General features: G+C 70.2%; 9 protein-coding genes. 3 read left to right on the forward strand and 6 right to left on the reverse strand.

The window, feature by feature from the left end; translation table 11 throughout:
- Nucleotides 1–295: 295 nt before the first annotated feature.
- The 5 genes from RUR49_RS15065 to RUR49_RS15085 form a co-directional block, all read right to left on the reverse strand.
- Nucleotides 296–898 carry a flavin reductase family protein gene (locus tag RUR49_RS15065; RefSeq protein ID WP_409147208.1) on the reverse strand — a complete coding sequence of 201 codons (603 nt, stop codon included), beginning with the start codon at nt 896–898 and terminating at the stop codon, nt 296–298.
- Between the two features lies 1 nt (nt 899).
- The gene (locus tag RUR49_RS15070; protein WP_409147209.1) at nt 900–2,237 is read right to left on the reverse strand and encodes an LLM class flavin-dependent oxidoreductase; all 1,338 of its coding nucleotides are present in this window, start codon (nt 2,235–2,237) and stop codon (nt 900–902) included.
- 51 nt (nt 2,238–2,288) lie between these two features.
- Nucleotides 2,289–3,371 carry an LLM class flavin-dependent oxidoreductase gene (locus tag RUR49_RS15075; RefSeq protein WP_409147210.1) on the reverse strand — a complete coding sequence of 361 codons (1,083 nt, stop codon included), beginning with the start codon at nt 3,369–3,371 and terminating at the stop codon, nt 2,289–2,291.
- 100 nt (nt 3,372–3,471) lie between these two features.
- Nucleotides 3,472–3,777 carry a hypothetical protein gene (locus RUR49_RS15080; RefSeq protein ID WP_409147211.1) on the reverse strand — a complete coding sequence of 102 codons (306 nt, stop codon included), beginning with the start codon at nt 3,775–3,777 and terminating at the stop codon, nt 3,472–3,474.
- 122 nt (nt 3,778–3,899) lie between these two features.
- On the reverse strand, nt 3,900–5,384 hold the full coding sequence (locus tag RUR49_RS15085) for a sodium:solute symporter family transporter (protein ID WP_409147212.1): 1,485 nt from the start codon (nt 5,382–5,384) through the stop codon (nt 3,900–3,902).
- A gap of 453 nt (nt 5,385–5,837) precedes the next feature.
- On the opposite strand from RUR49_RS15085, the gene RUR49_RS15090 reads away from it, so the two are divergent.
- The 3 genes from RUR49_RS15090 to RUR49_RS15100 all read left to right on the forward strand — a co-directional run bounded on the left by RUR49_RS15090 (nt 5,838) and on the right by RUR49_RS15100 (nt 11,263).
- Nucleotides 5,838–6,788 (forward strand): LysR family transcriptional regulator, encoded by a 951-nt coding sequence (locus tag RUR49_RS15090; protein ID WP_409147213.1) that lies wholly within the window; start codon nt 5,838–5,840, stop codon nt 6,786–6,788.
- 175 nt (nt 6,789–6,963) lie between these two features.
- Nucleotides 6,964–8,958, forward strand: coding sequence for a M23 family metallopeptidase (locus RUR49_RS15095; RefSeq protein ID WP_409147214.1), 1,995 nt, complete (start codon nt 6,964–6,966; stop codon nt 8,956–8,958).
- A 346-nt stretch (nt 8,959–9,304) separates the two neighbouring features.
- Entirely contained in the window at nt 9,305–11,263 is a 1,959-nt protein-coding gene (locus RUR49_RS15100; RefSeq protein ID WP_409147215.1) for an NAD(P)-binding protein, read from the forward strand.
- Nucleotides 11,264–11,285: 22 nt separating this feature from the next.
- Here the strand turns inward: RUR49_RS15100 and RUR49_RS15105 are convergent, their stop codons facing one another.
- On the reverse strand, nt 11,286–12,605 hold the full coding sequence (locus RUR49_RS15105; protein ID WP_409147216.1) for a bifunctional folylpolyglutamate synthase/dihydrofolate synthase: 1,320 nt from the start codon (nt 12,603–12,605) through the stop codon (nt 11,286–11,288).
- Nucleotides 12,606–12,639: the final 34 nt, after the last annotated feature.

Here is a 12,639-nt window from a genome sequence, read left to right on the forward strand (position 1 = left end):
TCCGTGTCAACAGCGACTTCGAGAAATTTTCAAACGCCAGCTTTCTTCCGCAGAAACCCTGGAGTTTTGCGCCCGCAAGCGCCTGAACTCTCCGTCACTCGACCGTCATGTTAGACCAAAGTCGCATGGAGGGCGAGTCCTGAGAGACCGACCGGCTAGTCTCCCGGGAGACTCCGGCCGGACGCCTGAAGGCGCGGCTCCCGCCGGGCAGCGCAGGACGCGCGGCGGGTGCGAAGAGCAGCGCATCACGCAGCACGACCGGCCGTTTCAGGCCGCGAGCACCCCTGGTCTGCCCTCAGCGCCGCATCAGCGCCGGCTCGCGGCGCTCCACCGAGACGTCCGGTTTGGCGACCGTCGCCTCGGCCGCTGCCGGCAGCGGCGCCAGCGCATGATAGGCGCGGGAGAAGTGCAGCAGCGGCGGCGCCTCCTCGGCCAGCATCGCCGCCTCGAGATCGCAGACGACGATCGAGTGGTCGCCCGCCGGCACCAGTTCGGCGACGCGCGCCGAGAGATGCGCAAGCGCCCCCGGCAGCAGCAGCACGCCGCCCGGACCTTCCACCGTCTCGACATCGTCATAGCCCTGCGGCCCCGCCTTGCCGGCGAACCGGTCTGAGAGCGGCCGCTGGGTAGCCGACAGCAGGGAGATGCCGATCGGCGTCCCTACCGTCAGGTGCGGGTGGCTGTCGTTGCCGGTGCCGACGCAGAACAGCGCTTTCGGCGGTGCCATCGACACGGAGGTAACCGACGTGGCGGTGAAGCCGTGCGGCCGGCCGTGCCGGCGGAACATCACCACGCAGACGCCGGACGCCAGCCGCCGGAACGCCGCCTTGAACGGCTCCGGGTTCGCCGCGCCGCCCTGTTGCACCGCGCCCTCCGGCGCACCCGTTGCCGTCGCCATCTCAGTCGGCCGCCAGGTTGGCGCGCAGGGTATTGCCGGGATAGGCGGTGCGGTAGCGGCCGCGGCGCTGCAGCTCCGGCACGACGAGATCGACGAACTCCTCGTAGCAGCCCGGCGTGTAGGTCGCCGCGAGCATGAAGCCGTCGGCGCCGCCGTCGTCCATGTAGCTCTCGATCTGGTCGGCGACGTCCTTCGCCGTCCCCACCGCCACCGGCATGCCCATCCCTTGCGCGTAGATCAGCGCCGCCTCCTTCACCGTCACCGGCACGAGGCCCTTCGGGTCCTTGGCGTAGATGATCGACTCGAACAGCCCCTGGATGCCCGGCACCTCGAGGTTCTTGACGTTCTCGTCGAGATCCATCTTCGAGAAGTCGAGGCCGAAGTGGCCGGAGATCCAGGCGAGCGCGCCTTCCAGCGGAATGCAGGCCTTGATGCGCTCGTACTTGTCCTCGGCTTCCGAGCGCGTCTCGGCCACCACCGTCTGCAGGCCGTAGATCAGCTTCACGCTGCCGGCCGGCCGGTTGAAGGTCGTCTCCAGGCGTTCATTGAGGTCGTCGGCATACTGGCGCATGCGCTCGACGCCGGGATGGACGGCGAAGATCGCCTCGGCGTGCTTGGCCGCGAAGTCGCGGCCGCGGCCGGAGGAGCCCGCCTGCCAGATCACCGGGCGTCCCTGCGGCGACGGCGCGCAGAAGTGCCGGCCCTTGCACTTGAAGTATTTGCCTTCGTGATCGACCACCTTCACCTTCGCCGGGTCGGCGTAGATGCCGCTCTCCTTGTCGGCGATGATGGCGTCCGGCTCCCAGCTGTCCCAGAGCTGGTAGCAGACCTCCATGTACTCCTCCATCTTGTCGTAGCGTTCCGAGCGCGGCGTCATGTCGACGTGGCCATAGGCCTCCCACTCGCTCTTCGAATAGGAGCTGACGACGTTCCAGGCGACGCGCCCGTTCGACAGATGATCGAGGCTCGAGAGCAGCCGGCACATCGCATAGGGGTGGACGAACATCGTCGACAGCGTCACGCCGACGCCGAGATGCTCGGTCGCCGCGGTGATGATCGGCACGATCGTCGAGGGCTCGTGGGTCGGGCACTGCACCGCCCACTTCACCGTCGCGTCGGAGGAGTTGTCGTGCGTCGAATAGGGGGCGAGCTCGTCGGCGATGAACATGGCGTCGAACAGGCCGCGCTCCATCGTCCGGGCCATGTGCTGCCAGTATTGCGGGCGCGAGAAGTGCCAGCCGATCTTGTCCTTGGTGTTGCGCCACATGCCGGTCGCGTGGCTGTTGACGCCGTGCTGGATGAAGCCGAGCAGGTGCGCCTTCTTGGGCTCTTTTCTCATCGGGGACTCCTGGTCTGACACGGGGCTCGGTCTGTCTCGGTGATCTGGAACTCAGGCGCGCACGCCGGCCTTCGCCTCGCGGTGCGGGCGGATGACGCGCTTCATGAAGGGGCCGGCGTCGCGCATCGGGTCGTCGAACTGGCAGACGAGCTTGTCGACGCCGAGGGTGGCGAGTTCCGCCACGCGCTCGCGCACCTCCTCGAAGCTGCCGATCAGGCCCGCTTCCAGGCCGGCGTTGGAATCGACCATCTGCTCGTCGTCGAGGGCCGCCCAGGCGCTGGCGCCGGACTCCTCCATGACCGAGCGGAAGAAGGCGATCGTCTCGGGATTGCGGCGCGACAGCACGGTCCGCCGGCGCTGCTCGGCCTGGCCCGCCGTCTCGGTGACGATGACGTAGGCGTTCAGCGCCACCTTGAGCGTGCGGCCGAAGCGGTTCGCCTGCTGGCGGGCGGCCGCGATGTGGGCGGCCAGCGTGGCGTCGTCCATGCCGTTGAGGAACAGGCAGTCGCCCCATTCGGCCGCCATCAGCGTGGCGCGCTCCGAGTGGCCCGAAATCCAGATCTCCGGCAGCGCCGCCGCGTCGAGACCATAGCTCGGCACCGCCGCCTCGCCGCCGGGCAGGCGCGGGAACGGCGCGTAGCCGCCCTCGTCCGCCCCCTCGGTGAACAGGGTGCCGAGCGGCGGCTGGAACAGGCTGTGGAAGTCGCGCAGGAAGGCGGCGGCGCGGTCATAGCGGCCGGCGTGGTCGAGATAGTCGACGCCGGAGAGCTCGAACTCCTCCTTCCACCAGCCGCAGACGATGTTCACGCCGAGCCGGCGCTCGGCGATGCGCGTCAAGGTGTCGATCATCCGCGCCACCAGGAAGGGCGAGCGGAAGCCCGGCTTCACCGCCCCCGACAGCCCGACCTTGGTTGTCTTGGCGGCAATCGCCCCGAGCAGGCTCCAGGCGTCGGCGACACCCTCCGCCGGCCCGTGGATGCAGTTGAGCAGGTTCTCCGACGCATAGAGAAAGTCGAAGCCGAGCGCCTCGGCCTGCTGTGCGATGGCCAGGCAGGCGGCGACGTCGGGGCCGGACGGCTGGTCGAGCGTCCTCAGCCAGCCGCCATAGACGGGAAGCCAGATACCGAACTCCATCACGCACGGCCTCGCATCGGGGTGTCTCCTCGCCGGCTGCTTCTTGCTGTGAGGCGCATTGGGGCGGACGGCCCGCGACGAGTGCCGCGGGCCATGCAGGTCAGCCGCGCGGCGGCTTGTCGACGAAGAAGGCGAGGCCGTTCATCGCCGCGGTGCCGATGACGAGCAGCGGGCCGAGGTAGATGAAGGCGGGGTTCACGCCGGCGAGGCCGATCGTCACCGCGGCGGCGATCACGGCGAGGGCGATCTGCCACCAGAAGGCGTTGACGTCGCCGCTGTCGTCGACCTCGAGCTCGGGGTCGGCGTGGGTGGCGATGGCCTCGCGCACGCCGCGCACGTAGCCGGCGACGAACAGGATCGTGGCGGCGGCGCCGAGCACGAGGAAGACGGTCATCAGGATGCTCATGGAGACCTCCTTTTCGAAAATCGGGTGAGCGACAGGCCTTGGGGAAAGAGGCCGCGGCGACGGGGGAGTGGACGCCGCGGCCGGCGGGCATCGCGGCGGTCGCCGCGACGCCCGGGACCGGCTCAGCTCTCGAGCTTCACCGCCTGCTTGACGCTGAGCTCGCGCATGTCGAAGGCGCGGCCGCCGAGGAGGCCGGCGCCGAGCACGACGACGGCGCTGATGCCGAGGATCGAGAAGGTGCCGATCAGTTCGCCGTAGAACTCGCGCAGCGGCATGCCGATCAGGATCGACAGCACGACGCCGCCGACGAAGCCGATCGTGTTGGTCTTCGGCCAGACGATGGCGAGCACCAGCGGGATCAGGATCGACGTCTTCAGCGCGTAGGTGGTCAGCACCAGCGAGGTGAAGTCGGCCCCCGACAACACCACGATCGCGGCGATGATGCCGCCGATCAGCATCGACAGTTTGGTGATGTAGAAGAGCCGCGATTCCGTCGTCGCCGGCGCGTAGCGCTTCACGAGGTCGACGGCGACGATCGACGACAGCGCCGAGGACGCTCCGTCGATGGTCGAGTAGCAGGCGGCGAGGATCACCAGCACGTAGGCGATGATCAGCACCATCGGCAGGCCGATGTGGGAGACGATGTAGGGGCCGACCGCGACGATGTCGCCGCCGACGTCCGCCGCCGTCAGTTCGTAGCCGATGCCGACGAGGCCGAGCATGCCGAGGCAGATCGGGATCGGGTAGAACAGCGCGCCCGCCCACAGGAAGGTGCGGCCCACCTGGTTCGGCCGGATCGCCCACACCTTCTGCCAGAAGGTCTGGTCGGCGACGGTGGCGGCGAGCAGGCCGAAGGCGAGCGTGATGCCGAAGCCGGCCGCCGCGTCCGCCTCGAAGATCGACAGGTTGGTCGCGTCCGACGTCTTCACCGCGTTGAACACGGTGGTGGCGCCGCCGTCGATCATGCCGAACACCGCAACGACGACGATCGCCGCCGGCACCGTGATCATCCAGGTGTTGATCGTGCCGGTCATCACGCTCGTCCACAGCCCGCCGAAGTAGGAGTAGGCGAGCACGACGACGACGGTGAGCAGGGTGGCGACCTGCCAGTTGATCGGGAACACCGTCGACATCACGACGGACGTTCCCTTCAGGTTGATCAGGATCTCGAGCAGGATGCCGAAGATCATCGTCACCGTGACGACGCCGGAGGCGACCTTCGACTGGTTGAAGCGGTTGTAGGCGAACTGGCTGATCGTGTAGCCGGCCGGCATGCGGCGGCGCAGGATCTTGGCGAGCGGCACCATCGCCATGATGGCGAAGCCGTTCGGCACGACGAACCAGAACAGGCCGGAGAGGCCGAACTGGAAGGTCATCGCGGTGCTCATCATCACCGCCATCGCCCACGTCCACACGGAGATGACGGAGCCGACGCCGAAGCCGAGGCCGACGCGGCGGTTGGAGATGATGAAGTCGTGGGTGTTGCGCACCAGCTTCGACTTGATCAGCCAGGCGAGTGCGAGAAAGACCAGTCCGGTCCCGATCATCAGGGCGAGGCCCAGCCCCTGGGTCAGCCCCGGAGAAAGCGTCAGATCCGCTGCGTTCATGACGAGCTCCTGGAGAAGGCATCCGAGAAGCGTCCGCCGGGGGAGGAGGGCCGGCCGGGACGCGTACGGGCCCCCTCAGCGCAAGCCGTGGGCCAGTCCGGGGCCGTGACGGATTTTCGTGCAGTTTCCGGGACTTTGGCGCCGCCGTGGGCGATCCGGGGACGCCACGGCGGCAATCGCGGCGGCCCACATCAATCAAACTCATCCGCCATTTGCGGGATTGGGGGCAGCGGCCGCGCCTGCCCCGGTACGGCCGGGGCGCATGAGCGGCGTTTAGGGCGCGCGGCCGCGGTGCACAAAAACACTCCACGGTCCCGCCAGCGGACGCATCCTTGGGGCGGCGGCCGCCGTCGGCGCCCCCGGTGACGGCCGGGCACGAATCTTGCGGTGGGCTTAGATCGCGCGACCGCGCCGGACGGCAGGCTCCACCGCAGCCGAGGTTGGCAGACACCGATGACGTTCGAGCAGATGAAGATCTTCGTCGAGGCCGCCCGCTACGGCAGCTTCACCCACGCCGCCGAGAAGCTCGGCCTGACGCAGTCGGCGGTGTCGATCTCCATCAAGAAGCTCGAGGACCGCCACAACGTCCGCCTGTTCGACCGCTCCGGCCGCCGCCTGATGGTGACGGAGGCCGGCCAGGTGCTCCTCAACGAGGCCGAGCGCATCCTGCGCGACGTCGAGCTGACGGTGCGCCGCGTCGAGAGCATGGGCGAGCGCGACGGCCGCCGGCCGATCCTCGCCTGCACCCGCAACGCCTACGACCACTGGATGCCGGGCCTCCTCGCCCGCTTCGGCGGCCAGAAGGAACTCCCCGATGTCGAGCTCATCGCCGGCAGCGCCGACGACGTCACCGCCTGGGTGATGCGCGGCACCGCCGACGTCGGCATCAGCGAGACCGCCCCCGGCCACGCGCAGTTCCGCTATCTCGGCGTCTTCCGCGACCAGCTGGTGCTCGTCGCCACGCCGGCCCGCGCCCGCGCCCTGCCGCCGCGCCCGTCCTGGTCCGACCTGCCGGACTGCGCCCCGGTGATCTGGGAGAAGGGCGACATCGCCGCCGTCGTCGCCGAGGCGCTCGCCGCCCACGGCATCGACCCGCGCCGCATCGCCCATCCGCGCCTCAGGCTCGAATCGACGGCCGCCGTCCTGTCCCTGATCGGCAGCGGCCGCTTCCCCGGCTTCGTCACGCTCGGCGCGGCGCGCACCGCCCTGGCCGCCGGCGACCTCGTCCGCGTCGGCACGCTCGAGGCGCCGATCCGCTACTGGATGTTCGCGCCGCGCGAGCGCGAGATCGAGCCGCTCGCCGCCCTCGTCGCCACCGCCGCCACCGACCAGCAGGCCGAGCAGACCGGCACCGCCGGCGCCGCTGCGGCCGCGTCCGTCCGCCGCGCCGCCTTCGTCGGCTGATTCCCTCGGAGTCCGGGGGCCCTTCCGGCCGGCAATGCTTTCGCCGCCCCCTCGCCGCATTGTCGTCACGCTCGCGGGCGAAGCACCGCCCCGAAGCGGTTGACTTCACAGCGCTCGCCGGTCACCGTCCGCGGCACGAAACGCCCGGACCCCTCCGAGAGGACGACACCCCCGCATGAAGGTCGGTGGCTACGCTTATGGACGCGGTCGGGTGGCGCTCGGCGACGAGCCGCCGCTGCTCATCGACGGCGCCAAGCCGAGGCCCGACCGTCGTGCCGTCTCCGTCCGCTGGCTGATGGGAACTGTGCTCACCGGCGTCACCTCGGTTGTGCTGATGGGCGGCGCCCTCATCGTCGCCCTCGAGGACCACATCTCCATCGCCGCCCCGGCCCGCCAGCTCGGCGCCGAGCTCCGCCCGCTCCTCGACGAGGACGCCGGCCCGGCCCGAAAGTCCGACAAGGTGCAGCCGGTCGTCGAGGCGGTGACCAACCGCCAGGTCATCCAGGTCTCCACCGTCACCCGCCAGGGCGACCGCGACCTCATCCGCGTGCGCCCCTTCGTCAAGGTCACCGCGACGCTCGCCACCCGCGTCGGCGACCAGGTCGCCAACATCCCGCCCTTCAATCCGCTGGCGATCTTCTCCGACAGCGAGATCTTCCCCGACCGCAGCCCGACGGACTCCGTCTATGGCGCGCAGGTCGAGGGCGAGGTCACCGTCGCCACCCGCGACTTCCCCCTCGGCAGCCCCCTCGTCGACCCCGACCTGACGCTGTCGACCGAAGAGGTCGAGGCGGTGGTGCGCGAGGACAGCCGCTTCAACGCCACCGAACCGGTGGAGTTCGTCAACGCCCCGCCGATCGACCCCGCCCGCTTCAACTTCGCCCTCGCCAATCCGCTCGAGATCACCGACCTGATGGTCCGCATCGTGCCGGAGAACCTCTCGGAGGTGGCGAAGTCCGACGACCCGACCGCCACCGAGGGCGAGGCCGCCGTCGAGGACGTCGAGGACGCCGAGGTGATGGTCGCGGTGGAGAAGGGCGACACGCTGGCGAAGATCCTCGTCGGCCACTCGATCGACGAGGCGACCGCCGACGAGGTCGCCAAGGTGTTCGCCAGCGCCTTCGACCTCGAAAAGCTCTCCGTCGGCGACCGCATCCGCCTCGCCTTCGGCCCCGCCGCCGACGGCGGCGACGGCGCCGAGGTGCTGCGCGTCAGCGTCTACGGACCGGAGGCCCACAAGGCCACCGTCGCCCGCTCCGACACGGGTCCCTTCGTCGCCGCCGAGGAGCCGGACGCCTCGATGCCGGTGGTCGCCGAGGCCGACATCGCGGAAGAGGAATCCGTCGCGCGCGGTGGCGGCGGCTCGATGTCGCTCTACCAGAGCTTCTACCAGACGGCGCTCGAGCAGGACCTGCCGGAGCAGGTCATCAAGGAGATGGTGCGCATCTACTCCTTCGACGTCGACTTCAACGCGCCGGTCCGGCCGGGCGACGCCTTCGAGACCTTCTATGCGCTCGACGAGGACGGCCAGCCGCTGGCCTCGCCGGAAGTGCTCTACGCGGCGCTGACCGTCGGTGGCACGACGCGCAAGTTCTACCGCTTCCGCGCCCCCGACGACGGCTCGATGGATTTCTACGACGAGACCGGCAAGAGCGCGCAGAAGTTCCTGATGCGCAAGCCGATGGCGAAGGGCACCTTCCGCTCCGGCTTCGGCATGCGCCGCCATCCGATCCTGCGCTGGGTGAAGGCCCACACCGGCGTCGACTGGGCCGCCCCCACCGGCACGCCGATCGTCGCCTCCGGCAACGGCGTCGTCGAGCAGGCGGAATGGCGCTCCGGCTACGGCCGCTGGGTCAAGCTGCGCCACACCAACGGCTACGAGACCGGCTACGCTCACATGTCGGGCATCGCCAAGGGCATCACGCCAGGCGTCCGCGTTCGCCAGGGCCAGGTCATCGGCTATGTCGGCTCGACCGGCCTCTCCACCGGCCCGCATCTGCACTACGAAGTGCACATCAACGGCCGCCCGGTCGACCCCTTGCGCATCCGCCTGCCGCGCGGCCGCGAGCTCGGCGGCACGGTGCTGACCTCGTTCGGCGCCGAGCGCGACCGCATCGACGCCCTGATGGGCAAGCCCCAGCCCTCCACCAAGGTCGCCCAAGGCAGCTGAGGCGGGGCGGCGGACGGGGCAAGCCGTTCGGCGGGGTCGTCGGCCATCGGGGCCGTGCTTCAGCACAGCGCCTTTGCAAGTCTGGCTTGCTCTCCCTTTTCCGTAGTCATTCCCGGCCGTGTGCCGGGAACCCATGCGAGGCTGCGGCGAGGGGCGCGCCAGCGTCAGCCACGGCGCCAGAAGCGAGGGATGGGTTCCCGGCACAAGCCCGGGAATGACTGCGGAGGGGGATTGACGGGCGAGGTCGTCCCTGTCCGTACCCCGACCTCCCCGCTCCCATCATTGCGAATTTCCCCCCGCCCCCCGACCCGCTACCATCCCCGGAACACAACACGGGGGAAACACCATGTCCTGGTCCGACGACGACCGCCGCCTCGGCATGGACCGGGCGATCTCGCGCCGTGATTTCCTCAACGGCGCCGCCATTCTCGGCGCCGCAGCAGCCCTGCCGCTGACCGGCCGGCCGGTGTTCGCGCAAGGCGCCCCCTATCCGCCGGCGCTGACCGGCCTGCGCGGCCAGACCGACGCCGACTTCGCCGTCATGCACGCGATCCGCGACGGCACGTTCTGGGACGCCGCCGGCGCGCCCACCGCCACCGGCGAGCACTATGACCTCATCGTCGTCGGCGCCGGCCTCTCGGGCCTCACCGCTGCCCACCTCTACCGCCGCCAGAAGCCCGGCGCCCGCGTCCTCGTCCTCGACAACACCGACGATTTCGGTGGCCACGCCGTGCGCAACGAGTTCACGGCATCGAACGGCCGCCTCGTCATCGGCTACGGCGGTTCGGAATCCCTGCAGACGCCGAGCTTCTTCACCCCCGCCGTCAACCAGGTGCTCGCGGACATCGGCGTCGACGTCGAGGCGCTCGGCAATTGCTACGACCAGGCGTGGGCGGAGGATCGCGGCCTCGGCGAGGGCGTGTTCACCACCCGCGAGGCCTTCGGCGCCGATGCGCTGGCCGTCTACGACGATGACGATGCGGCGTGGATCGCCAAGACATCGCTGTCCGACAAGGCGAAGGCCGATCTCCTCGCCCTCTACGAGACGCCGACCGACCCCTTCGACGGCAAGACGCGCGCGGAGAAGCTCGCGGCGCTCGCCGACCTCACCTATGCGGCCTTCCTCACCGACATCCTCGGCTTCGACCCGCAGCTCGTCGAGTTCTTCGACAACTGGACGAAGCCCTATTTCGGCGCCGGCGTGCGGGCCGTCTCCTGCCTCGATGCCCGCGTCGTCGAGTGCCCGGGCTTCGACGCGATGGACCTCGGCGACGACGTCTGGCCGACGATGAGCCCGAGCGGCCGGCTCGTGGCGAAGGGGCCGGACCCCTACATCTTCCACTTCCCCGACGGCAACGCCTCGGTCGCCCGCGCCCTCGTCCGCTCGCTGATCCCGGCGGCGGTCGCAGGCACGACGATGGAGGAGCTCATTCTCGCCCGCACCGACTACGGCGCCCTCGACCGGCCGGAGAACGAGGTGCGCATCCGCCTGCAGTCGCCGTGCGTGAAGATCCGCAACACCGACGACGGCGTCGAGGCGACCTATGCCCGGATGGCGGACGGCGCCGCGCCGACGCTGTCCACCGTCACCGCCGACCACGCCGTGCTCGCCTGCTGGCACCGCGTCATCCCGCTGATCTGCGAGGAGGCGCCGCCCGCCCAGCAGGAGGCGCTGACCGACCAGCAGAAGATCCCCTTCCTCTATGCCAACGTGCTGATCCGCTCGTGGGAGGCGCTGTCGGCGCTCGGCGTCGCCGAGTTCGAGACGCCCGGCCACTTCTGGGAACACTGCAAGATCGACTATCCGGTCTCGATCGGCACCTACCGCTTCGCCGACGTGCCGTCGGACCCGGTGGTGCTGCACCTGACGAAGACGGTACTCGGCGACCCGACGCTGCCGACCCGCGAGCAGGCGCAGACCGGGCGCTATCTCCTCACCGAGATCACCTTCGAGGAGATGGAGCGGCAGATCCGCGACCTGCTCGGCCGCGCGCTCGGCCCCGGCGGCTTCGACCCGGCGCGCGACATCGAGGCGATCACGGTGAACCGCTGGTCGCACGGCTACGCCTACGAGTACATGCGCCCGTGGGACGGTTACTGGCCGGCCGGGCCGCTGCCGATCGAGATCTCGCGCCGGCCGATCGGCCGCATCGCCATCGCCAATTCCGACGCCGGTGCCTACGCCTACGCGAACTCGGCGATCGACCAGGCGACGCGGGCGGTGCGCGAACTCCTCGGCACGCCCGCCAACGCCCCCGCCTTCGCCACCTTTCCCGGCCCGCCGCTCGAGGACATCGGCCTCTGACCGCGGGGGCTCAGACGGCAAGTCAGACCGGGGGCGTGCCGTTCTGGGAGAGCACGTCGCCGGCGAGATAGAGCGAGCCGCAGATCAGGATGCGCGGCGGCGGCTCGAAGCGCCAGCCTTCCGACAACAGCCGGAGCGCCGTGCGCACGCCCGAGGTCGGCTCCGCCGACAGGCCGGCGGCGCGCGCCGCCTGGGCGAGCTCGATCGGATCGCGGCTCGAATCGGTGCCGAACACCGGCACCGTGAAGACGTGGCGGGCGAGGCCGGCGAACGGCCTGAAGAAGCCGACCGGGTCCTTGGTAGACAGCATGCCGGCGATCAGGAACAGGGCCCGCGGCACCCGCTCCTCGAGGTCGGCCATGACGTTCGCCACCGCCTCGCCGGCGCCGGGATTGTGGCCGCCGTCGAGCCAGATCTCCGCGCCCTTGAGCGCGACGTCGACGAGGCGACCCTGGGTGAGGCGCTGCATCCGCGCCGGCCACTCGACCTGGGCGAACCCCGTCTCGGCCGCCGCGGCACCCGGAAAGAGGCCGGCGGCGCGCAGCGAGGCGACGGCGGTCGCGGCGTTGACGTACTGGTGGCGCCCGATCAGCTTCGGCGGCGGCAGGTCGATCAGCTCGTCCTCGTCCTGATAGACGAGCCGGCCGCGCTCCTCGGCGAAGCTCCAGTCCTCGCCCCCCTGCTTCAGCGGCGCACCGAGCCGGGCAGCGCGGCGGCGGATCACCTCCGCGACCACCGGCAGCTGCGGCGAGGCGACCACCGGCACGCCGCGCTTGATGATGCCGGCCTTCTCGCGAGCGATCTCGGCGAGCGTCGAGCCGAGGAACTTCTCGTGGTCCATCGAGATCGTCGTGATGACGCTGGCGCGCGGATTGTCGACGACGTTGGTGGCGTCGAGCCGCCCGCCGAGCCCGACCTCGAGCAGCAGCGCGTCGGCCGGGGACTCGGCGAACAGCAGCATCGCCGCCGCGGTAGTGATCTCGAACAGCGTGATCGGCGCGCCGTCGTTCGCCGTCTCGGCGCGGTTCAGCGCCTCGACCAGCACGGCGTCGTCGACGTAGCGGCCGCCGCCGGGAGCGGCGAGGCGGACACGCTCGTGGAAGCGGACGAGATGCGGCGAGGTGTAGACGTGGACGCCCTTGCCCCCCGCCTCGAGGATCGCCCGCATCGTCGCGGTGGTCGAGCCCTTGCCGTTGGTGCCGGCGACGTGAATGACCGGCGGCAGACGCCGCTCGGGATGGTCGAGGGCGGCGAGCAGCCGCTCGACGCGGCCGAGCGACAGGTCGATCTCCTTCGGGTGAAGGGCGATCAGCCGCTGCAGGATGGCGCTCGCGTGGTCCATGGCAGGGGTTCGTCCTACCGGCACCGGGGCCGCG

The sequence above is a fragment of the Pseudoxanthobacter sp. M-2 genome (assembly GCF_046156265.1).
Taxonomy (GTDB): Bacteria; Pseudomonadota; Alphaproteobacteria; order Rhizobiales; family Segnochrobactraceae; genus CAMDHY01.